Origin of the sequence: Collimonas fungivorans Ter331, assembly GCF_000221045.1 — a bacterium.
GTDB lineage: Bacteria > Pseudomonadota > Gammaproteobacteria > Burkholderiales > Burkholderiaceae_D > Collimonas > Collimonas fungivorans_A.
Window position 1 is genome coordinate 4,689,121 of record NC_015856.1, and the last position, 25,213, is coordinate 4,714,333.

17 protein-coding genes, 2 tRNA genes and 3 rRNA genes are annotated in these 25,213 nt (G+C 57.1%); 10 read left to right on the top strand and 12 right to left on the bottom strand.

The window, feature by feature from the left end; all coding sequences use genetic code 11:
* Positions 1–27 precede the first annotated feature (27 nt).
* Positions 28–1,614 (bottom strand): ABC transporter substrate-binding protein, encoded by a 1,587-nt coding sequence (locus CFU_RS20815; RefSeq protein ID WP_014007976.1) that lies wholly within the window; start codon positions 1,612–1,614, stop codon positions 28–30.
* A 127-nt stretch (positions 1,615–1,741) separates the two neighbouring features.
* On the opposite strand from CFU_RS20815, the gene CFU_RS20820 reads away from it, so the two are divergent.
* The 3 genes from CFU_RS20820 (at position 1,742) to CFU_RS20830 (ending at position 4,646) form a co-directional block, all read left to right on the top strand.
* A complete protein-coding gene (locus CFU_RS20820; protein ID WP_014007977.1) occupies positions 1,742–2,935 on the top strand; it encodes a M20 aminoacylase family protein in 1,194 nt (397 codons plus the stop codon).
* An 86-nt stretch (positions 2,936–3,021) separates the two neighbouring features.
* Positions 3,022–3,909 carry an SMP-30/gluconolactonase/LRE family protein gene (locus CFU_RS20825; RefSeq protein ID WP_041742578.1) on the top strand — a complete coding sequence of 296 codons (888 nt, stop codon included), beginning with the start codon at positions 3,022–3,024 and terminating at the stop codon, positions 3,907–3,909.
* A gap of 188 nt (positions 3,910–4,097) precedes the next feature.
* The gene (locus CFU_RS20830) at positions 4,098–4,646 is read left to right on the top strand and encodes an acyloxyacyl hydrolase (RefSeq protein ID WP_014007979.1); all 549 of its coding nucleotides are present in this window, start codon (positions 4,098–4,100) and stop codon (positions 4,644–4,646) included.
* A 182-nt stretch (positions 4,647–4,828) separates the two neighbouring features.
* On the opposite strand, the gene rrf is transcribed toward CFU_RS20830, so the two are convergent.
* The 6 genes from rrf to CFU_RS20860 form a co-directional block, all read right to left on the bottom strand.
* Positions 4,829–4,941 (bottom strand): 5S ribosomal RNA (gene rrf, locus CFU_RS20835).
* A 190-nt stretch (positions 4,942–5,131) separates the two neighbouring features.
* Positions 5,132–8,006: ribosomal RNA gene (locus tag CFU_RS20840) — 23S ribosomal RNA — on the bottom strand.
* A 331-nt stretch (positions 8,007–8,337) separates the two neighbouring features.
* Positions 8,338–8,413: transfer RNA gene (locus CFU_RS20845), tRNA-Ala, on the bottom strand.
* A gap of 9 nt (positions 8,414–8,422) precedes the next feature.
* Positions 8,423–8,499: transfer RNA gene (locus CFU_RS20850), tRNA-Ile, on the bottom strand.
* Positions 8,500–8,624: 125 nt separating this feature from the next.
* Positions 8,625–10,155, bottom strand: a 16S ribosomal RNA gene (locus CFU_RS20855).
* The 16S, 23S and 5S rRNA genes sit together here with 2 tRNA genes alongside, the layout of an rRNA operon.
* Positions 10,156–10,659: 504 nt before the next feature.
* On the bottom strand, positions 10,660–11,604 hold the full coding sequence (locus CFU_RS20860) for a methyltransferase domain-containing protein (RefSeq protein WP_041742580.1): 945 nt from the start codon (positions 11,602–11,604) through the stop codon (positions 10,660–10,662).
* 157 nt (positions 11,605–11,761) lie between these two features.
* Here CFU_RS20860 and CFU_RS20865 point away from each other — a divergent pair, with 157 nt between their 5' ends.
* The 3 genes from CFU_RS20865 to CFU_RS20875 all read left to right on the top strand — a co-directional run bounded on the left by CFU_RS20865 (position 11,762) and on the right by CFU_RS20875 (position 13,614).
* A complete protein-coding gene (locus CFU_RS20865; protein WP_014007981.1) occupies positions 11,762–12,472 on the top strand; it encodes a ComF family protein in 711 nt (236 codons plus the stop codon).
* Positions 12,473–12,517: 45 nt separating this feature from the next.
* Positions 12,518–13,000 carry a tRNA (uridine(34)/cytosine(34)/5-carboxymethylaminomethyluridine(34)-2'-O)-methyltransferase TrmL gene (gene trmL, locus CFU_RS20870; protein WP_014007982.1) on the top strand — a complete coding sequence of 161 codons (483 nt, stop codon included), beginning with the start codon at positions 12,518–12,520 and terminating at the stop codon, positions 12,998–13,000.
* Positions 13,001–13,137: 137 nt separating this feature from the next.
* Positions 13,138–13,614, top strand: coding sequence for a copper chaperone PCu(A)C (locus CFU_RS20875; RefSeq protein WP_014007983.1), 477 nt, complete (start codon positions 13,138–13,140; stop codon positions 13,612–13,614).
* Between the two features lie 70 nt (positions 13,615–13,684).
* On the opposite strand, the gene rfaE2 is transcribed toward CFU_RS20875, so the two are convergent.
* The 4 genes from rfaE2 to CFU_RS20895 all read right to left on the bottom strand — a co-directional run bounded on the left by rfaE2 (position 13,685) and on the right by CFU_RS20895 (position 17,361).
* The gene (gene rfaE2 / locus CFU_RS20880) at positions 13,685–14,164 is read right to left on the bottom strand and encodes a D-glycero-beta-D-manno-heptose 1-phosphate adenylyltransferase (protein ID WP_041742583.1); all 480 of its coding nucleotides are present in this window, start codon (positions 14,162–14,164) and stop codon (positions 13,685–13,687) included.
* Between the two features lie 89 nt (positions 14,165–14,253).
* Positions 14,254–15,111, bottom strand: coding sequence for a ferritin (locus CFU_RS20885; RefSeq protein WP_041742585.1), 858 nt, complete (start codon positions 15,109–15,111; stop codon positions 14,254–14,256).
* A 216-nt stretch (positions 15,112–15,327) separates the two neighbouring features.
* Complete coding sequence (locus tag CFU_RS20890) at positions 15,328–16,023, bottom strand: PhaM family polyhydroxyalkanoate granule multifunctional regulatory protein (protein WP_041742587.1); 696 nt, start codon at positions 16,021–16,023, stop codon at positions 15,328–15,330.
* A gap of 57 nt (positions 16,024–16,080) precedes the next feature.
* The gene (locus CFU_RS20895) at positions 16,081–17,361 is read right to left on the bottom strand and encodes a branched-chain amino acid ABC transporter substrate-binding protein (protein WP_041743738.1); all 1,281 of its coding nucleotides are present in this window, start codon (positions 17,359–17,361) and stop codon (positions 16,081–16,083) included.
* A gap of 114 nt (positions 17,362–17,475) precedes the next feature.
* Between CFU_RS20895 and CFU_RS20900 the strand changes: the two genes are divergently transcribed.
* The 4 genes from CFU_RS20900 to CFU_RS20915 all read left to right on the top strand — a co-directional run bounded on the left by CFU_RS20900 (position 17,476) and on the right by CFU_RS20915 (position 21,377).
* On the top strand, positions 17,476–18,615 hold the full coding sequence (locus tag CFU_RS20900) for a DUF3108 domain-containing protein (RefSeq protein WP_050808673.1): 1,140 nt from the start codon (positions 17,476–17,478) through the stop codon (positions 18,613–18,615).
* A 49-nt stretch (positions 18,616–18,664) separates the two neighbouring features.
* Complete coding sequence (locus CFU_RS20905; protein ID WP_190275187.1) at positions 18,665–19,426, top strand: DUF3108 domain-containing protein; 762 nt, start codon at positions 18,665–18,667, stop codon at positions 19,424–19,426.
* Positions 19,427–19,524: 98 nt separating this feature from the next.
* Positions 19,525–20,235 carry a 7-cyano-7-deazaguanine synthase QueC gene (queC, locus tag CFU_RS20910; protein WP_014007990.1) on the top strand — a complete coding sequence of 237 codons (711 nt, stop codon included), beginning with the start codon at positions 19,525–19,527 and terminating at the stop codon, positions 20,233–20,235.
* 350 nt (positions 20,236–20,585) lie between these two features.
* Positions 20,586–21,377, top strand: a complete 792-nt coding sequence (locus CFU_RS20915) for a M48 family metallopeptidase (RefSeq protein WP_014007991.1) — start codon at positions 20,586–20,588, stop codon at positions 21,375–21,377.
* A 60-nt stretch (positions 21,378–21,437) separates the two neighbouring features.
* Here the strand turns inward: CFU_RS20915 and CFU_RS20920 are convergent, their stop codons facing one another.
* The gene (locus CFU_RS20920; protein ID WP_014007992.1) at positions 21,438–25,073 is read right to left on the bottom strand and encodes an indolepyruvate ferredoxin oxidoreductase family protein; all 3,636 of its coding nucleotides are present in this window, start codon (positions 25,071–25,073) and stop codon (positions 21,438–21,440) included.
* Positions 25,074–25,213 lie beyond the last annotated feature (140 nt).

Consider the following 25,213-nt stretch of genomic DNA (forward strand, 5'->3'; position numbering starts at 1 on the left):
GCGGATGTGCACGCGATTCCACCCGCTTTACTGCGGGTAGAACTGATAAGCGTGGGTACGCTCATCGGTGCGCGGGACATATACGATACCTTTTTTTGTGGCCCACGTGGTCACTTGCTGATGAATCGGGATCACGCCGCCGTCCTCGATGACGATCGCCGTGGCTTGCTGCAGCAGGCCGGAACGCTCCTTGTCGTCGACGCTGTTCAGGGCTTTGGCCAGCACCGCGTCCATTTTCGGGTTGCAGTATTTCAGCCAGTTGACCGCGCCCATGCCTTTGGCCGGATTGTCGCAAGCCACCATGGCCCGCAGCGGCGACGACACTTCGCCGGTCTGCGCGCCCCAGCCCAGCAGGCCGATCGAATATTCGCTCTTGGCGCCGCGCGCCGCATACACCGACATCGGCGCGCCCTCGACCTTGGTGGCGATGCCGATGCGCGACCACATCTGGGCGATGGTTTGCGCGATTTTCTCATCGTTGATGTAGCGGTTGTTCGGCGTGTGCAGGGTCAGGCCGAAACCGTTGGGGTATCCGGCTTCAGCCAGCAATTTTTTCGCCGTTTCAGGATCGTATTTAGGCGGCTTCAGATTCGGATTGTGGCCGAACAAGGCGGCCGGCACCAGGTTGATGGTCGGCTCGGACAGGCCCTCCATGACCCGGTCGCGAATCGCGTCGCGGTTGATGGCGATCGACAATGCATGGCGCACGCGTACGTCCATCAACGGATTCTTGTCCAGCGGCTGGCCATCCTTGTCGGTGACGAACGGCGATTTCTCGCGGCGGGTATCCGGGTACAGGTAGATCACCCGGTGCGAGACCTTGGAATAAAAGCTCAGGCCTTTGTCCGACCGGACTTTCGCCAGGTCCGGCGTCGGCACGTTTTCGATCGCCTGCACATCGCCGGCCAGCAGCGCCGCCAGGCGGGTTGCGTCGTTCGGGATAAAGCGCAAGGTGACCTTGCTCCAGGCCGGTTTCTTGCCCCAGTAATCGTTATTGCGCTCCAGCTCTATGCGGTCGTCGCGCTGGAACCTGACGAACTTGAAAGGACCGGTGCCTATCATGCCCTTGCCGCTGGCGAAGTCGTCGCTGCTCAGGCCCTGGGTCGCTTTCTTCGACACGATGTAGATCGAAGTCAGGTCGGCCAGCAGCAATGGATACGGCTCTCTGGTCGTCAGCTGGATGGTGTAGGGATCGATGATTTTCTTGTTGATGATGGCTTTGGTATAGGTATCGAATTTTCCCGGGCTGCCGACGATGGTGGCCGGGCGGTCAAGCGACCAGGCCACGTCTTCCGCCGTCAGCGGACTGCCGTCGTGGAACTTGGCGCCTTTGCGCAGCTTGAATTCCCAGGTCAGGTTATTCACCAGGGTCCAGGATTCGGCCAGCGCGGGAATGATGTGGCTGTCGGCATCCATCGCCACCAGCTGCTCGAAGATGTGGTCGGAAACGTTGATGTTGGGAAACAAATTATAGAAGTGCGGGTCCATCGAAGTCGGCGGGGAACTCATCGCCAGTTTGAATTCCTGCGCTGCGGCAGGAGGCGCTACGGAAGCAAACAACAGCAGGCAGGAAGCCGCCAGTAATACACGCAATCCCATTCTTGGCCATGACATCAGACGCATAATGCTCTCCTGTGAATGAACACCGACGGACCGTGTAGGCGTAATATACACATTCTGGACGTTACGCCATTCACCATTTTTTGTAGGCAAAAGGCGTGCCACATATCAGGAGCACAACATGAATTTGATCGATCCAATCATCGCCTTCCAGGCAGAATTGCAGGCAATCCGACGAGATCTGCACGCACATCCCGAACTCAACTACGAAGAAAAGCGGACCTCCGATGTGGTCGCCCGCAAACTCACCGAATGGCAGATTCCGATAGTGCGCGGCCTGGGCGTCACCGGTGTCGTCGGCATCGTGAAGAATGGCAGCAGCAACCGCGCCATCGGCCTGCGCGCCGACATGGACGCCTTGCCGATGCAGGAATTGAATACCTTCCCGCACGCCTCCCAACATCAGGGCAAGATGCACGCTTGTGGACATGACGGCCACACGGCGATGCTGCTTGGCGCGGCCCATCACCTGGCGCAGCACCGCAATTTCGACGGTACCGTATACCTGATTTTCCAACCGGCGGAAGAAGGCGGCGGCGGCGCGCAGCGCATGATCGACGACGGTTTGTTCGAGCAGTATCCGATGGAAGCGGTGTTCGGCATGCATAACTGGCCGGGCATGCCGGCCGGCAGCTTCGGCGTGACGCCAGGCCCGATGATGGCCTCCAGCAATGAGTTCGAGGTGATCGTCAAAGGCAAGGGTTCGCACGCCGCGCAGCCGCATAAAAGCATAGATCCTGTCATGGTCGCTGTGCAGATTGCGCAAAGCTGGCAGACCATCGTTTCGCGCAATATCAATCCGAACGATCCGTCAGTGCTGTCGGTGACGCAGATCCATAGCGGCAGCGCCACCAATGTGATTCCCGACGAAGCGACGCTGATCGGCACCGTGCGCACTTTTTCGGTTGCGGTGCTGGACGTGATCGAAACGCGCATGCGGGAAATCGCGCAACATACCGGGGCCGCTTTCGGCGCCGAAATCGAATTCAAGTTCCACCGCAATTATCCGCCGCTGGTGAACCATGCCAAGGAGACTGCGTTTGTCGTCGACGTGCTGCAAGCGATGGTTGGCAGCGGCAATGTCAATCCGCAGGTGGAGCCCACCATGGGCGCCGAGGATTTTGCCTTCATGCTGCAGAACAAGCCTGGCTGTTATGTCTTCATCGGCAACGGCGAAGGCGCTCACAGGGATGGCGGCCATGGCCTCGGTCCTTGCAACCTGCACAACGCCAGTTACGACTTCAACGACGATCTGCTGCCGATCGGCGCCAGCTACTGGGTCAATCTCGCGGAAACTTATCTGAAGAAGATGTAGTTGCCGCACTGCCCTGGCCTCGGCGCCAGGGCAGCCGTTCTCGTTTCGCTTCCCGATCCATCCTGCTTTTTTTCATTGCCATACTCATGAACCAAATTGAAATCGCCTACGACCAGCCCATGCAATTGGGCGAGTGCCCGCTGTGGCATGCCGGCGAAGCTGCGCTGTACTGGGTCGACATCTCGGCCATGCAGGTGCACCGGCTGCGTCCTGCCGACGGCGTCCACGCCATGTGGCAGCTGCCTGCCGAACCTGGCTGCATCGGCCGCCATGCCGGCGGCGGCCTGGTCGTCGCCATGCGTACCGGTGTGGTCCACCTGAACACTGACAGCGGCGAGCTCACGCACATCGCCGATGCGCCTTACGATACTGCCACCGCCCGTTTTAACGATGGCCGTTGCGACGCCGCCGGCCGTTTCTGGGCCGGCACCATCTACGAACCGCGCGACCACGCCGGCGCCCAGCTATACGCAATTGAAAAAGATAAAGTACGGCCTGCCGGCAATCCGGTGACCGTGTCCAACGGCCTCGGCTTCAGCGGCGACAGCCGTATCCTGTATCACAGCGACACCACGGCGCACCGGATCTGCAGTTACGAGTTTGATTTGGAGAATGGGGTAATCGGCGCCGGCCGGGTGCTGAAGCAGTTCGCCATGGACAAGAGCGCTGCCGACTACGGCGGCCGTCCCGACGGCGCGGCGGTCGACAGCGAAGATGCCTATTGGTGCGCAATGTACGAGGGCGGCAGGCTGCTGCGTTTGTCGCCTTCTGGCGAGGTGCTGCAGGAAGTGCTCTTGCCGGTACGCTGCCCGACCATGATGGCGTTCGGCGGCGCCGATTTGCGTACGCTGTATATCACCAGCGTGAGTGAAAAGCGCAGCGCCGCCGAGCTTCAAAAATATCCCGCATCCGGCTACATCCTGTCGCTGCGGGTGGATGTGCCGGGCCGGATTGAGCCGGCTTACATTGCCTGAACCGGGGCCAGGATTCGCAGTTTTACGACAGGAATTGCCCGTAGTTCGGCAACAATCCCGGTTTTCGACTATTCTTTAGGGCTGTAGCTGCGCGCCGCGGGGAGTTGCATATGCGGTCAGCGCCGCCTTCCATTTGAATATGGCGACGAGTTGTTTCGCTTTTTTATTTTTACGTTCGAAAGCCTTTCATGCAAAAAAAACATACCGGACTCAAACTCTTGGCGGCAGCCGGCCTGCTGGCTGGCGTTCACTCAACCAGCTTTGCCGTGGACTCCGCGTCCTTCGAACTCGGCACCGGGAACAAGAGCCAGCTGGCTCGGGTTGCCGCGCAATGGAACTGGAACACGGCCTTGTGGCAAGGCAGCAGCACCCAACTCGGCGGCTACTGGGACTTGAGCCTGGCTGAATTCCGCCAGAACCAGTACCAGAATATCCCTGGCCAGAAGAAAAACCTGACCGATATCGGCTTCACGCCGGTGTTCCGTTTCCAGGCCAACGATAAAAAGGGCCTGTATGGCGAAGCCGGCATCGGCGTGCATCTGATGTCGCATCTGTATGACAACAACAGCCGCCGTTTTTCCACCGCTTTCGAGTTCGGCGACCATATCGGCACCGGCTATGTGTTCAGCAACGGCCTGGATATCGGCCTCAAGCTGCAGCATTTCTCCAATGGCGGCATCAAGAAACCGAACAGCGGCGCAAACTTCGCTGTGCTGCGGGTAGCTTATCCGTTCTAAACCAGGTCGTTGATCCAGGTGCAGGAAGGCCGGTCGCGCAAGCTGACCGGCTTTTTTTCGCCTGATGATTCAGGTAGTTGATTGGAGTAGCGCGGGAAACGAAGGCATGGCGCCGTGCGTAAAACTGTCCGCGCAAAGCAAAAACCCTCTGCATGTTGAATGCAGAGGGTTTTTTAATAAAAGCCTGACGATGACCTACTTTCACACTGGTTGCAGCACTATCATCGGCGCAAAGTCGTTTCACGGTCCTGTTCGGGATGGGAAGGGGTGGTACCAACTCGCTATGGTCATCAGGCATAACTTGTATCGTTTTTGTTCTCCGGTTGGAGCAACAAAGAACGCAATTTAGAAGAAGTAGTTTTTTATACCGAGTTCACTAGGGTGAGTGAACCCGGTTGGGTATGAATGTCCAAACGGTGTTGCTATCGTTGAGGATAGTCACCTTGGCAAACAAAAAAGCTCATCATATAACCTGCTAAGGTTATAGGGACAAGCCTCACGGGCAATTAGTACTGGTTAGCTTAACGTATTACTACGCTTCCACACCCAGCCTATCAACGTCCTGGTCTCGAACGACCCTTTAGGGGAATCTAGTTCCCGGGAAATATCATCTTAAGGCAAGTTTCCCGCTTAGATGCTTTCAGCGGTTATCTCTTCCGAACTTAGCTACCCGGCAATGCCACTGGCGTGACAACCGGTACACCAGAGGTTCGTCCACTCCGGTCCTCTCGTACTAGGAGCAGCCCCCTTCAAATTTCCAACGCCCACGGCAGATAGGGACCAAACTGTCTCACGACGTTTTAAACCCAGCTCACGTACCACTTTAAATGGCGAACAGCCATACCCTTGGGACCGGCTACAGCCCCAGGATGTGATGAGCCGACATCGAGGTGCCAAACTCCCCCGTCGATATGAACTCTTGGGAGGAATCAGCCTGTTATCCCCAGAGTACCTTTTATCCGTTGAGCGATGGCCCTTCCATACAGAACCACCGGATCACTATGTCCTACTTTCGTACCTGCTCGACTTGTCAGTCTCGCAGTTAAGCACGCTTATGCCATTGCACTATTAGCACGATGTCCGACCGTACCTAGCGTACCTTCGAACTCCTCCGTTACACTTTGGGAGGAGACCGCCCCAGTCAAACTGCCTACCATGCACTGTCCCCGATCCGGATAACGGACCAAGGTTAGAACCTCAAACAAACCAGGGTGGTATTTCAAGGTTGGCTCCACGAGAACTAGCGTCCCCGCTTCAAAGCCTCCCACCTATCCTACACAGATTGGTTCAAAGTCCAATGCAAAGCTACAGTAAAGGTTCATGGGGTCTTTCCGTCTAGCCGCGGGTAGATTGCATCATCACAAACATTTCAACTTCGCTGAGTCTCGGGAGGAGACAGTGTGGCCATCGTTACGCCATTCGTGCAGGTCGGAACTTACCCGACAAGGAATTTCGCTACCTTAGGACCGTTATAGTTACGGCCGCCGTTTACTGGGACTTCAATCAAGAGCTTGCACCCCATCATTTAATCTTCCAGCACCGGGCAGGCGTCACACCCTATACGTCCACTTTCGTGTTTGCAGAGTGCTGTGTTTTTATTAAACAGTCGCAGCCACCTTTTTATTGCAGCCCTTTCGTCCTTCTGGCGCAGGCCAGTCAAACTACATGGGCGTACCTTATCCCGAAGTTACGGTACAAATTTGCCGAGTTCCTTCTCCCGAGTTCTCTCAAGCGCCTTAGAATACTCATCTCGCCCACCTGTGTCGGTTTGCGGTACGGTCTCGTTAGACTGAAGCTTAGAGGCTTTTCTTGGAACCACTTCCGATTGCTTCACCAATAAATTGGCTCGTCCCATACCCTTGAATTACGCTGCCGGATTTGCCTAACAGCCTTCTCTGATATAGGAACCGGGACTTCCAACACCCGGACAACCTTCCGCGATCCGTCCCCCCATCGCATCTAACGACGGTGCAGGAATATTAACCTGCTTCCCATCAGCTACGCATCTCTGCCTCGCCTTAGGGGCCGACTCACCCTGCTCCGATGAACGTTGAACAGGAAACCTTGGGCTTACGGCGTGGGGGCTTTTCACCCCCATTATCGCTACTCATGTCAGCATTCGCACTTCTGATACCTCCAGCATCCTTTACAAGACACCTTCGCAGGCTTACAGAACGCTCTCCTACCATATCAATAAATTGATATCCGCAGCTTCGGTGACTGGCTTAGCCCCGTTACATCTTCCGCGCAGGACGACTCGATCAGTGAGCTATTACGCTTTCTTTAAAGGATGGCTGCTTCTAAGCCAACCTCCTGACTGTTTTAGCCTTCCCACTTCGTTTGCCACTTAGCCAATCTTTGGGACCTTAGCTGGCGGTCTGGGTTGTTTCCCTCTTGACGTCGGACGTTAGCACCCGGCGTCTGTCTCCCAAGCTCGCACTCATCGGTATTCGGAGTTTGCAATGGTTTGGTAAGTCTCGATGACCCCCTAGCCATAACAGTGCTCTACCCCCGATGGTGATACTTGAGGCACTACCTAAATAGTTTTCGGAGAGAACCAGCTATTTCCAAGTTTGTTTAGCCTTTCACCCCTACCCACAGCTCATCCCCTAATTTTTCAACATTAGTGGGTTCGGACCTCCAGTGCGTGTTACCGCACCTTCATCCTGGCCATGAGTAGATCACTTGGTTTCGGGTCTACACCCAGCGACTGAACGCCCTATTCGGACTCGATTTCTCTACGCCTTCCCTATACGGTTAAGCTTGCCACTGAATGTAAGTCGCTGACCCATTATACAAAAGGTACGCAGTCACGGAACAAGTCCGCTCCTACTGTTTGTATGCACACGGTTTCAGGATCTATTTCACTCCCCTTCCGGGGTTCTTTTCGCCTTTCCCTCACGGTACTGGTTCACTATCGGTCGATATCGAGTATTTAGCCTTGGAGGATGGTCCCCCCATGTTCAGACAGGATTACACGTGTCCCGCCCTACTTGTTGCAAGCTTAGTTCCACAATGATCATTTCGTATAAGGGGCTATCACCCTCTATGGCCGACGTTTCCAAGTCGTTCTACTATGTCCACTGCTAAAACTTGCGGCTGTTCCCATTTCGCTCGCCACTACTTTGGGAATCTCGGTTGATTTCTTTTCCTGCAGCTACTTAGATGTTTCAGTTCGCCGCGTTCGCTTTGCATACCTATGTATTCAGTATGCAATGACCACTAGGGCCGGGTTTCCCCATTCGGAAATCTGCGGATCAAAGCTTGTTTGCTAGCTCCCCGCAGCTTATCGCAAGCTACTACGTCCTTCATCGCCTGATATCGCCAAGGCATCCACCATGTGCACTTATTCACTTGTCCCTATAACTTTAGCTTCTACCTGCGTTCACAAGTAAAAAGCGGTTATAGAGGTATTTCTATGAGTTTAGCGTTTGCCGTATCCAAAGTGTTTTCGCATTGTCCATGCAGCTTGCGCCCATGGACTCTTTTGAGAACTCTTTACATACTTTTTGATTTGATACAATCATACCCATCCACAACAATGTCTTGTCATGGACGAATCTTTACTACTTCTTCTAAATTGTTAAAGAACAGTTATTGCTTTTGATCTTAAAAAGACCAAACCTAAATCCCAATGCCGCTCCTGCGCACCGACWYAGGTTTGACATTTCTATTTCTCACCAAGGAAACTTGGTGGAGGTTGACGGGATCGAACCGACGACCCCCTGCTTGCAAAGCAGGTGCTCTCCCAGCTGAGCTAAACCCCCGGAAATCTTTGGTGGGTCTGGTTGGGCTCGAACCAACGACCCCCGCGTTATCAACACGGTGCTCTAACCAACTGAGCTACAGACCCGCTTGGATCAGTACGAGCCTACCATCAACTACCATGCATCTCTGCACGACAGCCTTTGACCGATACCTGTTCTTCTTAACTAACAGACGATAAGTGTGGACGCTTAACTTTCATGCAAACTCTAGAAAGGAGGTGATCCAGCCGCACCTTCCGATACGGCTACCTTGTTACGACTTCACCCCAGTCACGAATCCTACCGTGGTAAGCGCCCTCCTTACGGTTAGGCTACCTACTTCTGGTAAAACCCGCTCCCATGGTGTGACGGGCGGTGTGTACAAGACCCGGGAACGTATTCACCGCGACATGCTGATCCGCGATTACTAGCGATTCCAACTTCATGTAGTCGAGTTGCAGACTACAATCCGGACTACGATACACTTTCTGGGATTAGCTCCCCCTCGCGGGTTGGCGGCCCTCTGTATGTACCATTGTATGACGTGTGAAGCCCTACCCATAAGGGCCATGAGGACTTGACGTCATCCCCACCTTCCTCCGGTTTGTCACCGGCAGTCTCATTAGAGTGCCCTTTCGTAGCAACTAATGACAAGGGTTGCGCTCGTTGCGGGACTTAACCCAACATCTCACGACACGAGCTGACGACAGCCATGCAGCACCTGTGTTACAGCTTTCTTTCGAACACTCCCAAATCTCTTCGGGATTCTGTACATGTCAAGGGTAGGTAAGGTTTTTCGCGTTGCATCGAATTAATCCACATCATCCACCGCTTGTGCGGGTCCCCGTCAATTCCTTTGAGTTTTAATCTTGCGACCGTACTCCCCAGGCGGTCTACTTCACGCGTTAGCTGCGTTACCAAGTCAATTAAGACCCGACAACTAGTAGACATCGTTTAGGGCGTGGACTACCAGGGTATCTAATCCTGTTTGCTCCCCACGCTTTCGTGCATGAGCGTCAGTGTTATCCCAGGGGGCTGCCTTCGCCATCGGTATTCCTCCACATCTCTACGCATTTCACTGCTACACGTGGAATTCTACCCCCCTCTGACACACTCTAGCCGTGCAGTCACAAATGCCATTCCCAGGTTAAGCCCGGGGATTTCACACCTGTCTTACACAACCGCCTGCGCACGCTTTACGCCCAGTAATTCCGATTAACGCTTGCACCCTACGTATTACCGCGGCTGCTGGCACGTAGTTAGCCGGTGCTTATTCTTCAGGTACCGTCATTAGGACATCGTATTAGGACATCCCGTTTCTTCCCTGACAAAAGAGCTTTACAACCCGAAGGCCTTCTTCACTCACGCGGCATTGCTGGATCAGGGTTGCCCCCATTGTCCAAAATTCCCCACTGCTGCCTCCCGTAGGAGTCTGGGCCGTGTCTCAGTCCCAGTGTGGCTGGTCGTCCTCTCAGACCAGCTACTGATCGATGCCTTGGTGAGCCTTTACCTCACCAACTAGCTAATCAGATATCGGCCGCTCTATGAGCATGAGGTCTTGCGAGCCCCCACTTTCATCCGTAGATCGTATGCGGTATTAGCTAGTCTTTCGACTAGTTATCCCCCACTCAAAGGTACGTTCCGATATATTACTCACCCGTTCGCCACTCGTCAGCGGAGCAAGCTCCCTGTTACCGTTCGACTTGCATGTGTAAGGCATGCCGCCAGCGTTCAATCTGAGCCAGGATCAAACTCTTCAGTTCAATCTCTGTTTTGTGGCATTGCTGCCTAGCATCTCTGCTATCGCTCACTCAAAATACTGACAGTTCACTTGTTTAACCAAGCGACCTATTTTCTTCTTTTGTGAACATTTAATGTTTTAAGTTATACGCCACCCATTTACATGAATGACGCTGCACTTCCATCAAACGCCCACACTTATCGACTGTTAATTGTTAAAGAACCTTCTACTTCGCGTCACCTTCTTACCGGTGCGCGGCGCCGAGCGATCGTGTTGTATTGTCAGCAGCAGAGAGATGAGATTATGTGGCGTTCCAGCTTTTCGTCAACTACTTTTTTACGCATTTCCGAAAAACTTCTTACCAACCACATCACCTTCAACCCCACTTTTCCCCTCGCAAACTCCACTCTCAAAACAGCCCTAACTTCTCTTCGCTGTCTCGGTAATTTCGCGTCGTTCTCAACGGGAGGCGAACTATAGCAACCCTCATTCTTCCCCGCAAGTACTTTGTTAAATATATTTTCATTTACCTGTTTTTACCCAGATTCCACTGCACGATGGACTCGCCGCCGCTGGTGGTTTTGGGTACCGGCCGGAACGCATGGCCATAGATGATTTCAAAAGTGAGCGGCAACTTGCCGTCCGGCCGGCGCCTGGCTTCCAGCGCGACTTTAATGCGGGCGCCGGCGGCGCGCCCCAGCAAGCCGCGGCCGCGCGTCGCCAGCGGATTGCCGCCCCAGGCGCGGACGTCGGCCAGCAGTTTCTCCACGGTGTCATAGGTAACCGTGATGGTTTCCATATCCATGACCGGTGTCGAGAAGCCGGCATTGACCAGCATGTCGCCAAAATCATGCATGTCGACGAAAGGCAGGACGTGCGCGCCGTCATCGATGCCGGCAAACGCATTACGCAATTCTTTAAAGGTGTCTGGACCGAAGCAGGAAAACATCAGCAAGCCATCCACCCGCAATATGCGGCGCCACTCGGCGAACACCCGATCCGGCTGCGGATGCCAGTGCAGGGCCAGGTTAGACCAGACCAGGTCGACCGTGTTCGGCGCCAGCGGCAGCTGGGCAAAATCGCCGCACAGCAGGTCGGACGCCAGTTCATCGCTTTTACCAGTAAACGGCAGCCACTTCTTCAGCAGGCGATTGACCGACAGTTGCGCCGTCTGGCGTTGCTCTTTTGCCATCGACAACATGGCGGCAGATGCATCCAGCCCGATAATGGCGGCTTCGCTGAAACGTTGCTGCAGCGTATATATATCCGGACCGGCGCCGCAACCGGCATCCAGCACCCGCTGCGGGGTTAGTTTCACCAAAGCAAGACGCTCATGCATGCGGCTTGAGATTTCACGGCGCATGAACTCGGATTCGCGCACCAGCGCAGGCTGGGCAAACAACTGGCGTACCCGGCGCAGGTCGATCGGCGCACTTTGGCTGGTTTCAAAAGGAGGCAGTGAGGTAGACATCGGAATCCGGCAGGTGAGATGAAATGCGATAATCGCCACTAGTTTACACGCTTGATAGCGTGTAGGCTGAGCGTGCCGCCATCCATCCGACAAGAACGAGAGCCGCCCTGTGTTATTCCCCCGCTTACGCCACTGGCCGCGACAGCAGCTTGCCCACATGCTGGCGCGCATGCCTTCCTGCTGTGCACTGTGCGGGCGCAGCGGCAAGCAAGTCATTTGCGACGGCTGCAGCGGGCATTATTTTTCCGGCCGGCCGCCGCGCTGTATACAGTGTGCGAATCGCCTGCCCCGGCTCGACGGCGATAATCCAGCCTTATGCGGCAATTGCCTGAAACAGGCGCGAGCCTTCGATGCCACCATCGTGGCCTGCGACTACACGGCGCCGGCAGACCGGCTGGTTCTGGCGTTAAAATTCGGCGGACAGCTGGCGTTGGCGCCGGCATTTGCGCAAATGCTGTTCGCAGCGAGCCGGATCGGCGTTCATCCCGGGCAGCAGCCGGATTTGCCGGATATCTTGACGGCGGTGCCGCTCAGCGCCCAGCGCTTGCAGCAGCGCGGCTTCAACCAGGCGCTGGAGATAGCCCGGCCCTTGGCGCGTTTGCTTGGACTTGGCTTGCAACATGGACTATTGCTGCGGCAACGCGATACCCTGCCGCAGTCGCTGGCGCCAGACCTGGAACAAAGGCGCCGCAACCTGCGCCAGGCGTTCATCGTACCGCCGGCCGCCATGATGCAGATACGTGGCCGCCACATAGGCGTGGTCGATGACGTCATGACTACCGGCGAAACGCTGCATGCGCTGGCGCAAACGCTGCGCCGGCATGGCGCCAGCCGCATTACCAATTTTGTGTTTGCAAGGACGCCATGAGCACCCTTGCAGCGCGTTGACTATATCTACATCAGGAGAATCACGTTGTTCCACGTCGTACTGGTTGAACCGGAAATCCCGCCGAACACCGGCAACATCATCCGCCTGTGCGCCAATACCGGTGCGCAATTGCATCTGATTGAACCGCTCGGCTTCCCCCTGGATGACAGCAAGATGCGCAGGGCCGGCCTGGATTATCACGATTACGCCACCATGCAGGTGCATGCCGACTGGAACGATTTCGTGGCCAGCATGCGCGACGCCGGCAGTTATGATCCGAGCCGCATGTTCGCCATGACTACCCACGGCTCGACGCCGTTTGCCAGCCTCCAATTCCGGCCAGGCGACATCTTTGTGTTCGGCTCGGAAACGCGCGGGCTGGACCCCGCGCTGCGTGAATCGTTTGCGCCCTCGCAGCGCATCCGCTTGCCGATGCGGCCGGACAACCGCAGCCTGAACCTGTCCAATACCGTGGCGGTCGTGGTGTATGAAGCCTGGCGCCAGAACGGCTACAGCGGCGGCGCCTGAACGAATTTCCCTTGGCAAAGGGACAATCAGGCGGCGATTGTTATAATCCACCATCTTGCCAATAAGCATGATGTTTTCCGTCACCGCACTTTCTTCGATTTGCTGTTGGTATTTCCCAATTTAATCAAAGGTCCATCATGTCTTTACGTTCCGTTTCCCTGTTTGTCTGCGCCCTCGCCGTCAGCGTTTCCGCCTATGCACATGAATACGATCTCGGCAGCCTGCACATCGGCCATCCTTATGCCCGCGCCACGGCGCCAGGCCAGCCAAGCGGCGGCGCATTCTTGAGTATCGAAAACAAAGGCAAGGAAGCGGACAAACTGATCGGCGTCAGCTCGCCGGCCGCCAAAAGCGCCGAGATCCACACCATGTCCATGGATGGCAATGTCATGAAAATGCGCGAAGTCGGCGAGATTGAACTGGCGCCGGCAAGCACCGTCAACATGATCCCTGGCAACGGTTATCACATCATGCTGATCGGCCTGACCCAGCCATTGAAGGCCGGCGACAAATTCCCGCTGACGCTGACTTTCCAAAAAGCCGGCAAAGTCGAAGTGTCGGTACACGTCACCGACCTCAGCGGCAAGGCAGCCGACGCATCGCACCAGCACTGAAGAAAAACGGTAGCTGCATAAAAAAAGCGCGGAATCCGCGCTTTTTTTTTCATCTTGCCGCTAGCGGCGATCAAGAGCCTTGACGCACCTTGTCCAGCAATTTGCTGGTCGAACGGTCATGTGCAAACGGGATCGCCACTACCTGCCCGCCATATGCCAGTACCGCCTGGCCTTCCGGAATCGCATCCATCTGGTAATCGCCGCCTTTGACATACACTCCCGGCTGCGCTTCCTGCACCACTTCCAAGGCAGTGTCTTCATCAAATTCAACCACCAGGCTGACGGCTTCCAGCGCCGCCAAAACGGCCATGCGGTCGGCGCAGGTATTGATCGGCCGGTCGTCGCCCTTGCCCAGGCGCTTGACCGAGGCGTCGGTATTCACCGCCACCACCAGTGCAGCGCCCTGCTCGCGCGCCTGCGCCAGGTAGGTGACGTGACCACGGTGCAGGATATCGAATACACCGTTGGTCAACACCACCGGCTGCGGCAAGGCAGCCACGCGGGATTTCAATTCGGCGCGGGTACACAGTTTGGTTTCAAATTTAGGCATGGCGAATATGAAAAAGCCGCAACAACTGCGGCTAGGGATCAGACAAATTGTCCGCGAACGCGGCGGCGCCAAAACCCGGCGCCGTCACATCAGACTGCCGGGGCTGGCGTCAGCGTGGCCAGGCGGGCCACAACTTCCTTGCGATAGCGGTTCAGTTCCTGCACCGTATCAAAGGTGCGTTCGAACAGCAAAGACATGTTGTGCAAAATACGATCGACCACTTTCTTTTCCCAGACGCCGTCGAACTTGATCTGGTCGTCCAGCCAGCGCTCCAGCCATTCCGGATCGGGCAGGCGGCTCTGCACCGTATCGTTCGGGAACAGCGCCTGGTTCACGTGCAGGTTGGTCGGGTGCAGCGGTTTTTCGGTGCGGCGGGCCGACGCCATCAAGACACCGATCTTGGCGAATGCGGCAGACGCGCTGTCGCCTACTTCAGACAAGGCCTTCTTCATGTAGCGCAGGTAAGCGCCGCCGTGGCGCGCTTCGTCCTGGCTGATGATCTTGTAGATCTGCTTGATCACAGGCTCGGTGTGCCAGTCGGAAGCGCAGCGGTACCAGTGGTTGAGGCGGATCTCGCCGCAGAAATGCATCATCAGGGTTTCCAGCGGCGGCGCCGGATCGAATTCGAAACGCACTTTGTCCAGCTCGGCTTCGGTAGGCACCAGCTCAGGCCGGAAACGGCGCAGGTATTCCATCAGCACCAGGGAATGCTTTTGCTCTTCAAAAAACCATACCGACATGAACGCGCAAAAATCGCTGTCGCCGTGGTTATCACGCAAGAACATTTCGGTTGCAGGCAGCGCCGACCATTCCGTAATCGCATTCATGCGAATAGTTTGAGCTTGTTCGTCGGACAGCTGGGTGGCGTCAAACTTGTCCCATGGAATATCGGTCTCCATGTTCCAGCGGACTTGTTCAAGCGATTTAAACAGTTCTGGATACAGCATACATACCTTAAGCAAGTGAGTTAACTGTTCGATTTTACCAAGAATTTGTTACAAGACCGTTTATAAACCGGCTGGTGGCCGAGTTTTTCCTGAAAATCCTGCTCAAATCACAACAAAGTCAAGGTATCACTTAGAGTTTTTCATCCAAGCATCGATCTTTAATCATCGCACGTATCCGACGCGAGTCAAGCTGTCGCAAAAAAACCAGCCTTGTCATTATTTTGAAACAATCTTGGCTTTGCTAGCGCGCGGAGCCGCCTTGCCGCCGGCAGCCGCACCATTTTTCTTGGCCGGGGGCTTCGATGCCGCGCCGCTTGCCTTGCTGCCCGATTTAGCTGCCGGCTTCACCTTCGCTGCGGTCTTGGCCGGCATCACCATGTTTTCTGCCGCGGCTACGCTATTGACGGCTTGTTTGAACTGGTTCTGCAGCAAATCCCACCAGGCGTTGGAATTGCCCAGCGAAGGTTCGGCCGCGCTGCTTGGCGCCGGCGGTTTTTCAGTTTCGGTTGCCGGCTGCGCAGCTTGCGCCGACGCCGGCGGGGCCGCCGAATCCTGCGCCGGGTTCATGAATGAAAACGGAAAACCGGCCGCACTGGCCCACGCACTTGCATTCGGCTCGGCATCGCTGTCGCCTTGCCGCTCCGTGCCGGCCTGGTTGACTGAGGCCATTGCCTGCAGCGCGGAAATGGTCCCGCTCTGCACTTCAAGCGCCTGTATCGTGGTGCGCAGCATGTTGAGATTGAGATTCAGCCACGACTCCACGGCTTTCAGATCGCTGATCTTCTTGTTGATTTCCTCTACCGACAAGGTAGGAACAACCATGCCCGGCACACCCATGCCGCCCCACATTTTCTTGATGAATTCGAGACTATCCTGCATTGCGTCGGCTCCTGGAATACTAGAACGGCTCATCACATATCTCCTTCAGAGATCATCTACAACAACTGCCGGCTTGGGCCGGATCGCGCCCTAGGGACGCTGCATCCGGCAAGTACTGGCCGCCGCCGTTGCCGCCGGCGCCAGATAACGTTCGGTCTTGAAGCCGTAGCCGCTGCCTTCATTATCAAACCGGATGCCGCCGTCGGCAAGCCTTTGCATCACGGCCACGTACAAGGGCTGTATCAGCTGGTGATCGCTGGCGCGCATGCTGGCTTCATGGAACTTGCTCTTGTACCGGGCGCCTTCCAGCGCCCGCGCCACGGCGATCGCGTCTGTGCTCCCGGCTTTCTCGATAGCGGCCGCCAGCATGTCGATCATGACATCCATCCGCAAAAACAGATAGTCATCTTTCGGCTGCGGATAACGCTGGCGGAAACTGCGATAGAAGGCATCGCTGGCGGCATTGCCGTCGACCGCGTTCGGATGCCACTCGGCCACCGCGCGCACCGTGCCCACTCCAGCCTCGCCGATTGCCGCCGGCGCCCCCAGGCTGTTGCCATAAAAGGTATAGAACTTCAGGCGCAGACCCGCTTCCTTGGCCGCTTTCACCAGCAGGGTCAAGTCGTTGCCCCAGTTGCCGGTAATCACCGTATCGGCGCCGCTGGCGCGGATCTTGGCGATATAGGGCGCAAAATCCTTGACCTTGCCGATCGGGTGCAATTCGTCGCCGACGATCCGGATATCCGGCCGCGCCGCCTGCAGCTGCCGCCGCGCAGCCTTGGCGACCTGCTGGCCAAAACTGTAGTCCTGGCCGATCAGGTAAACGCTTTTTGCCTTGCCGTCGCTTTTGATGACATCCACCAGCGCCTGCATGCGCATGTCGGCATTGGCGTCAAAACGAAAATGCCAGAAGCTGCATTTTTCGTTGGTCAATACCGGATCGACCGCCGAGTAGTTGAGGAACAGCACCCGATTATCCGGGGACCGGACGTTATGTTTGTTGATTGCTTCCACCAGCGCGCCGGCAACCGCGGAGCTATTGCCTTCCAGCACAAAAGGGATTTTCTGATCGGTCAGTTGCTTCAGCTGCAATAACGCGTCTTCCACCCCTTGCTTGTTATCAAAGACGGTCAGGCTCAGTAAATGTTTGCCATCCGGCAAACGCACACCGCCGCGGGCGTTGACCTGCTCCACCGCAAAGCGGATGTTGCGCTCCACCGCTTCGCCGGCATTGGCGAAAGGGCCGGACATGCCTTCGATCATGCCCAGCCGGATCGGCGGCAAGTCGCCAGGCGCGGCCCACGCCACGTTACCCAGGGCCAGCGTGCATGCCAGCGCGAGACTGGCGGTATGATGTATCGGGAGCTGCATCGGTGCTCGTTCTTGTTTGATGTAAATGCAATATTTTACGTGTTTATCTGCTTCGCCATGGCTGCCCGGCTTAGTTGCCAGCTCAATCATGGCGGATACGTTTACACTATGCGGATGTCGTCTTCTTCCGCATCCCCCACCATTCCGAGCAATCCCTTCGCCAGCCGCAGCCGCTGGCTATGGGTGCTGTTGCTCACGCTGTTGCTGCATATACTGCTGCTCGTCTGGGGTAACCGCCAGTTCGGCGTCCCGGCGCCGGTGCATCGGCCCGAACCCATGGTCATGGCCACTCTCATGCCATTGCCGCCGGTGGAAAAACCGGTGCTGCTGCCGCAGGCGCCAAAACCAGCGCCGCAGACAACCAAGCAAGTGAGCAAGCCCAGCGCCCCGGCGCGCCCGAAAGCAGCGCCTGAGCCAAGCGTGGAGGTGCCGGATACGCCGATCAGGGAAACCGTGACGCCCATCATCGACGCCGGGCCTGCTGCTCCAGCAACGGCCGATGCGGCCGCTGCCGCCGCGCCGCCGGCAGCCGAGCCCGCCCCTGCGGCACAGGCGGAAGCAGCGCCGCCGGCCGGCAAGCACTATCAAACCAATCCGCCGCCGTCGGCAGAGCTCAAATACGATGTGCAAGCCTTGCAAAAAGGCCAAAACTATCACGGCAGCGGCAAGATCACCTGGCAAACCGACGGCGGCAGCTACACCGTCAACGGCGAGGCCGGCATCCTGTTTTTTACCGTCCTTGATTTCAAGAGCGAAGGCGAAATCAATGGCTTTGGCGTGGCCCCCGTGACTTTTACGCAGAAGCGCAGGAACAAGCCGCCCACCCAGACCATTTTTCACCGGGAGCTGAATCGCATCGTTTTTTCGTCTTCGCCGCAAAGCTATCCTCGCAGCGGCGGTGAGCAAGACCGTTCCAGCGTGGTCTGGCAGCTGGCCAGCATAGGCCGCGGCGACAGCACGCAGTTTGCTCCAGGCGTGGTCATCGACCTGTTCGTTGCCGGCCCGCTGGATGCCGAAACATGGCGCATGCAAATCGTTGGCCAGGAAAAGGTCAACGTCGACGGCAACGATGTCGATACCTGGCATGTAATTCGCATTCCAGAAGCAGGCTCGCATGAACAGCGGCTGGACATCTGGCTGGCGCCCCGACAGGAATGGTATCCGGTCAAAATACGCTTTACCGATAAAGACAACGATTATATCGACATGTCGCTGTCCAAATTGAAACAACTGGGCCAGACCGCCGCGCATTGACCAAGGCACGGCATCAAAATTTTTAAATGTAATGTTTTTTTGGAAAACCATGAAACCATCCCTAGTCCGCCTATCCCTGGCCGCCGCACTGTGCTGCAGCATGCTGACAGTTTCCGCCGCGACCACCGATCACTCTGCGAGCAAGTACAAAACCGACCTGCCGCCGTCAGCCGACCTGAGTTATGCGATCCAGGCCAAGCAGAGCGGCATTACGCTGGGCGGCGAAGGCAGCGTCAAATGGCAGGCGGACGGCAAGCATTTCAGCGTCAAGTCGGAAACTCGCGCCATGCTGTTCGGGAAAATCCTGGAAGCCTCCAGCGAGGGTACGATCGACAGCTTCGGCCTGGCGCCGACCCAGTTCATCAACAAGCGCTTCCGCAAGGAAGCAACCACCACCACTTTCCATCGCGACAGCGGCACCATCGGCTTTTCCGAATCCAGCGAGAGTTATCCGATCAAAGGCGGCGAACAGGATCGCACCAGCATCATCTGGCAGCTGATTTCGGTGGCGCGGGCGGCGCCGCAGCAATTCAAGCCAGGTTCGGAATGGACCTTCTTCGTGGCCGGCATGCGCGATGCGGAACCGTGGACGTTCAAGGTCGTCAACACTGAAAAAATCAAGACCCCGCTGGGCGACCTGGACGCAGTCCATATTTTCAAGGCGCCGCCGCCGGACGCCAAGGACCAGCAGCTCGATATCTGGCTGGCGCCGTCGCTGGAATGGTATCCGGTGCGCTTGCGGTTTACCGACCCGAACAAGGATTTTGTCGAGCAGACTCTGCAGCAGGTCAGCAATAAAGGTGACAAATAAGGTGACAAATAAGGTGACAAATAAGGGTAAATGAGCCGGAAAATAAGACCGGCAATAAGGCATACAATCTCTTCTTGAATATTTGAACAGCAAATCACATGACTACACCAAACGGCGCCATCGTCCTCTTTAGCGGCGGCCAGGACTCCACCACCTGCCTGGCTTGGGCTTTGTCGCGCTACGAGCGGGTCGAGACGATCGGCTTCGACTACGGCCAGCGCCATGCGGTTGAACTGACCGTGCGCCCGGTCCTGCTGCAGAAAATCCGTGCCCAGTTTCCGCAATGGGCCGGCAAGCTGGGGGAGGACCACCTGATCGACCTGTCGCTGATTTCAAAAATATCGTCGACCGCGATGACGGAAGACGTTGAAATCGTGATGCAGGAAAACGGCTTGCCGAACACCTTTGTGCCCGGACGCAACCTGCTGTTCATGACGGTAGCGGCCACGGTGGCCTATCGGCGCGGCTTGAACGTGCTGGTTGGCGGCATGTGCGAAACCGATTTCTCCGGTTATCCCGACTGTCGCGATGACACCATGAAAGCCCTGCAAGTGGCGCTGAACCTGGGCATGGCGACCCAGATCAAGCTGGAAACGCCCTTGATGTGGATAGACAAGTCGGAAACCTGGAAACTGGCGCAGGACCTCGGCGGCGACGCCCTGGTCGACCTGATCCGGGCCGATACCCATACCTGCTACCTGGGCCAGCGCGGCGCGCTGCACGACTGGGGTTATGGCTGCGGCACCTGCCCGGCTTGCGCCTTGCGTGCGCGGGGATACCAGCAATTCAGGTCGACCGGAGGCGTTTGACCGCGTCGCGCCAGCCGGCGCGTCAGTAAAAATCCCGATAAAACCTGGCCAGGCGTCAGCAGCGTGGCAGCTGCGGATGCCGGATTGGCCATGCCCCCTCCCAATCTCCGATGCAAATCCCTCAATAATCCGGGGAAGCAATGTGCAATTGCGAAGGAGAAATATATTTACGCCCCGTTAATATATTTATCAAGATGCTAAGTACAATCGATGCAAGCGCTGACACCGTGGCGGTGTTGCTGGGGGAAGGCAGTCAGTAACCTGATTGCCGGCAAATGGAAAGCCGCATCCGCCATACGTGCATGAATGCCGCGCGAACAATGTGTACCACTTAAATTCGGAGAAATTAAATGTCACAGACGGTCGCTACGCTTCGCACACAGAAAGAAAAAACCTACCAGGCGCTGATGATAGGTTTCGGTATCTTGCTTTGGATCGCCATTGCGGCGGCAGTAGCAGCATACTGGTCGGATCCAAAAATGGCGCCGACCTTGCGCATCTATATCGGGTATGCCGTGGCAATCACGCTTTTTTATTGGATCGCGGCCGCGGTTTACCGGGCATCGGCATTCGGCAACATGATTCTTCTGGGGCCTGAGCAATTCCCCGAACTGCACCAGATGGTGGTCGCCGGATCGCAGGAAATCGGGCTGTCCGAACCGCCGAAAACCTTCCTCTACAATTCCAACGGCGTCTTCAATGCCTTTGCCCGGCGTTTGCTCGGCGGCCGTTACGTATTCCTGACCTCGGCCCTGGTTGAAGCCAATAGCGATGCCCAGGTACGCTTTGTCATCGGCCATGAACTCGGACACCATGCCGCCGGACATTTGAATCCATGGCTCAACACGCTGAAATTGCCGGCCCATATCGTTCCGTTTTTAGGGAAGGCCTATTCCCGTTCGCGCGAATACACTTGCGATAACATCGGCGCTTATTTGTCCAAGGATTTCGAGGCATCGCGCAGTTCCCTGCAGATGCTCGGCTGCGGCTGCCGCCGATTGAACCAGGCGATGAGTTGCGAGTCTTTCGTGGCGCAAGAAGCGATGGTGCCGCCGGTATTCGGTTTCCTCAACGAGATTTGCCGCACTCACCCGCGCCTGACACGACGGGTTGCAGCGATCAAGGAACAGATCGACAACTGACTATAGCCCTGATATTGATGGGTGCATGAGCGGCCCATCAATATCTGCCGGTTCAGCCAACTAAGCAGCAATCGAGCGCGCTGCCCCCGCTTTGAGTTCTGGCTCGGGGTGGTTGAACTGATTCAGCAACTGGGTTTCCTTGGCGCGCGCCGCCGCCAGGTGCCGTTCCTTGACGTGACCGTAACCGCGGATCTCTTCAGGAATGCTGGCGATCGCCACAGCGGCGGCAAGGTTATCGGCAGTCAACCGCGGCAACAGGGAAGCAACAATTTCCTTGTAGTGTACGATCAGGCCACGCTCTTCCTTGCGCTCAGCCGTATACCCGAAAACATCCAGGGCCCCGCCGCGCAGGAATTTCAGTTTGGCCAGCAGGCCGAACGCGCGCATCATCCACGGACCGAATTCTTGCTTGATCAGATGGCCGTGCGCATCGTGCTTGGCCAGCAGCGGCGGCGCCAGATGGAACTTGAGTTTGTAGCCGCCTTCAAACATGCCGGCAATCTTGGCCTTGAAAGCGCCGTCGGTATATAAGCGTGCGACTTCATACTCATCCTTGTAAGCCATCAGCTTGAACAGGTAAGTGGCCACCGCGATGCTCAGACGCTGCGCTGCGCGTCCGCTCTCGGCATGCGGCAACTGCGCTTCGGCGGCCTGCACCTGTTCGACAAATGCGCGGTATTGCTCGGCATAGGCGGCGTCCTGGTAAGAGGTCAGGACAGCGACACGGCGCTTGACCAGCTCATCCAGATTCGGCGCGCGCTTGAATTCGATCACTTGCGCCGGCGTATCGCTGAGGCGGGTACGTTTTTCCAGCCCGGCCAGATCGCAAGCCGCGGTGCGGCCCCAGACGAAGGCTTGCTTGTTGAAGGCCACCTGCAAGGCGTTCAATTCAATCGCCCGCATCAGCGATGCTTCTTGCAACGGCACCCAGCCCTTTTGCCAGGCATAACCGAGCATGAACATGTTGGTTGCAATGGCGTCGCCCATCAAGGCGGTAGCGATGCGGCCGGCGTCGATGAATTCCACGCGGTCGCTGCCGCAAGCTGCACGTATATCCTGCTCTGCCGCGGCATCGGGGAACTGCCAGTCCGGATTCTTGACGAAAGCGGCGGTAGGCGTGCGGGTCGCGTTGATCGCTGCGTAGGTGCGTCCCTCGCCCATGCGCGACAAGGCGTCGCGGTTGGCGCTGACGATGGCGTCGCAGCCAATCACCAGGTCGGCGTCTCCGGTGCCGACACGGGTCGAATAGATGTCGTCCGGACGGTCGGCCAGCCGCACATGCGACATCACCGGCCCGCCCTTTTGCGCCAGGCCGCTCATGTCCAGCACCGAACAGCCTTTGCCTTCGACGTGGGCCGCCATCGCCAGGATCTGGCCGATGGTCACCACGCCGGTGCCGCCGATGCCGGTCACCAGGATGCCGAACGGTTTTACCGTGTTCGGCAGCACCGGCGATGGCAAGCTGGCCACCGGCGCCGCAGCTGCGGTTGGCGTCGCGGCTATTTTGGCCGGCTTCTTCAAGCTGCCGCCTTCGACCGTGACGAAACTCGGACAAAATCCGGTGACGCAGGAAAAATCCTTGTTGCACGACGATTGGTTGATCTGGCGCTTGCGGCCGAATTCGGTTTCCAGCGGCTCCACCGACAGGCAATTCGACTGCACGCTGCAATCGCCGCAACCTTCACACACGGCCTCATTGATCACGGCGCGTTTGGCCGGATCCGGATATTCGTTGCGTTTCCTGCGCCGGCGTTTTTCCGAGGCGCAGGTCTGGTCGTAAATCATGGCCGAGCAGCCTTCGATCTCGCGCAGTTCGCGCTGCACCGCATCCAGTTCGCTGCGATGGCGAATCGTCACGCCCGGCGCCCAGTCGACGCTCGAACCGTATTTTTCCGGTTCGTCGGTCACCACGATGATCGGCGTCACGCCTTCCGCCGCGATCTGCCGTGAAATCATGGCCGGATCGAGCGGGCCGTCGAACGCCTGGCCGCCGGTCATGGCGACCGCATCGTTAAACAGGATCTTGTAGGTGATGTTGACCTTGGCTGCGACCGAAGCGCGGATCGCCAGCAGGCCGGAGTGGAAATAAGTACCGTCGCCGAGGTTGGCGAACACGTGCTTTTCCGAGGTAAATGGCGCCTGGCCGACCCAGGTCACGCCTTCGCCGCCCATGTGGGTAAACGTCGACGATTCGCGGTCCATCCACAACACCATGTAGTGGCAGCCGATGCCGGCCAGGCCGCGGCTGCCGTCCGGCAGTTTGGTCGAGGTATTGTGCGGACAGCCGGAGCAGAAATGCGGGACGCGGTCCTTGTTCGGATCGGGCTTGCTGCTGATGTTCAGCAGCGCTTCCTTGGCTTCCAGGTAAGCGACCCGCTGCTGTACCCGCTGCGCCACCGGATGGCCCGCGAAGTACTTCGAAATGCGGGTCGCAATCGCCCTGGCGATCTGCGCCGGATTCAGTTCGTAGGTCGCCGGCAGCAGCCAGTCGCCATGGCCTTCGCCGCTGCGGTTGCTCCACTCGCCGGTATCGTCGAATTTGCCGACCACGCGCGGCCGCACATCGTCGCGCCAGTTGTACAGTTCTTCCTTGACCTGGTATTCCAGGATCTGGCGTTTTTCTTCCACCACCAGGATTTCTTCCAGGCCTTGCGCAAACTCGCGCACGCCTTCCGCTTCCAGCGGCCAGGTCATGCCGATCTTGTACAGGCGGATGCCGATGTCGCGCGCCACGCTTTCGTCGATGCCGAGGTCGGCCAGCGCCTGGCGCGTGTCGAGATAGGATTTGCCGGCGGTGATGATGCCGATCTTGGCGACCGGGCTGTCCCAGATGATCTGGTTCAGTTTGTTGACGCGCGCATACGCCAGCGCGGCATACCATTTGTAATTGTTCATCCGCGCTTCCTGCCCCAGCACGGTGTCTGGCAGGCGGATGTTCAAGCCGTCCGGCGGCAGTTCGAAATCAGTCGGCAAGACAATCTTGACGCGATCCGGATCGAGGTCGACCGAAGCGCCGGACTCGACCAGGTCGGTCACGCATTTCATCGATACCCACAGGCCGGTATAGCGGCTCATGGCCCAGCCATGCATGCCGTAATCAAGGTATTCCTGCACCGAGGATGGGTACAGCACCGGGATACCGCAGGCTTTCAATATATGTTCGCTTTGGTGGGCGGTAGTCGACGACTTCGCCGCATGGTCGTCGCCGGCCAGCACCAGCACTCCGCCATGCTGGGAAGTGCCAGCCATGTTGGCATGCTTGAAAACGTCGCCGCAACGGTCGACGCCGGGACCTTTGCCGTACCACAGGCCGAATACGCCGTCGTATTGCGCGCCAGGGAACAGGTTGACCTGCTGTGTGCCCCAGACGCTGGTCGCGGCCAGGTCTTCGTTCATGCCGGGGTGGAACTTGACGTGATGCGCGTCCAGGTATTTTTTTGCCTTGGCCGCGGTCAGGTCGACGCTGCCCAGCGGGGAACCACGATAGCCGGTAACAAAACCGGCGGTGTTCAGACCGGCCAGGACATCGCGTTGCCGTTGCAGCATGGGCAGGCGAATAATGGCCTGCGTGCCCGTCATGAAAGCACGGCCACGTTCTAGTGTAAATTTATCATCAAGGGAAATGCCATCAGCTTCAGACGCTTGCGCCGATTGTGTGGGCAGCAAGGCTTGCGCCGATTTGAGTGGTGCGTTCATTCAGTCTCCGTGCCAAAAATTATGTTTTTGATTGCACTGCGTGGAGGTTATCCTACGCGGTAAAACGTCTTCGCCTTGTGGGCAAATCGTCCTGTTTTTTTACTGCTCATTGCGGCTCCCAGATTATCACAAGCGGCTAG

Coding starts and splice junctions, on each gene's coding strand:
- CFU_RS20885 (WP_041742585.1), bottom strand. CDS start 15,111: ATGCTGTATCCAGAACTGTTTAAATCGCTTGAACAAGTCCGCTGGAAC.
- CFU_RS20900 (WP_050808673.1), top strand. CDS start 17,476: ATGTCGTCTTCTTCCGCATCCCCCACCATTCCGAGCAATCCCTTCGCC.
- CFU_RS20890 (WP_041742587.1), bottom strand. CDS start 16,023: ATGAGCCGTTCTAGTATTCCAGGAGCCGACGCAATGCAGGATAGTCTC.
- CFU_RS20895 (WP_041743738.1), bottom strand. CDS start 17,361: ATGCAGCTCCCGATACATCATACCGCCAGTCTCGCGCTGGCATGCACG.
- CFU_RS20825 (WP_041742578.1), top strand. CDS start 3,022: ATGAACCAAATTGAAATCGCCTACGACCAGCCCATGCAATTGGGCGAG.
- CFU_RS20830 (WP_014007979.1), top strand. CDS start 4,098: ATGCAAAAAAAACATACCGGACTCAAACTCTTGGCGGCAGCCGGCCTG.
- CFU_RS20905 (WP_190275187.1), top strand. CDS start 18,665: ATGAAACCATCCCTAGTCCGCCTATCCCTGGCCGCCGCACTGTGCTGC.
- CFU_RS20815 (WP_014007976.1), bottom strand. CDS start 1,614: ATGTCATGGCCAAGAATGGGATTGCGTGTATTACTGGCGGCTTCCTGC.
- rfaE2 (WP_041742583.1), bottom strand. CDS start 14,164: ATGCCTAAATTTGAAACCAAACTGTGTACCCGCGCCGAATTGAAATCC.
- CFU_RS20875 (WP_014007983.1), top strand. CDS start 13,138: ATGTCTTTACGTTCCGTTTCCCTGTTTGTCTGCGCCCTCGCCGTCAGC.
- CFU_RS20860 (WP_041742580.1), bottom strand. CDS start 11,604: ATGTCTACCTCACTGCCTCCTTTTGAAACCAGCCAAAGTGCGCCGATC.
- CFU_RS20920 (WP_014007992.1), bottom strand. CDS start 25,073: ATGAACGCACCACTCAAATCGGCGCAAGCCTTGCTGCCCACACAATCG.
- CFU_RS20865 (WP_014007981.1), top strand. CDS start 11,762: ATGCTGGCGCGCATGCCTTCCTGCTGTGCACTGTGCGGGCGCAGCGGC.
- queC (WP_014007990.1), top strand. CDS start 19,525: ATGACTACACCAAACGGCGCCATCGTCCTCTTTAGCGGCGGCCAGGAC.
- CFU_RS20820 (WP_014007977.1), top strand. CDS start 1,742: ATGAATTTGATCGATCCAATCATCGCCTTCCAGGCAGAATTGCAGGCA.
- CFU_RS20915 (WP_014007991.1), top strand. CDS start 20,586: ATGTCACAGACGGTCGCTACGCTTCGCACACAGAAAGAAAAAACCTAC.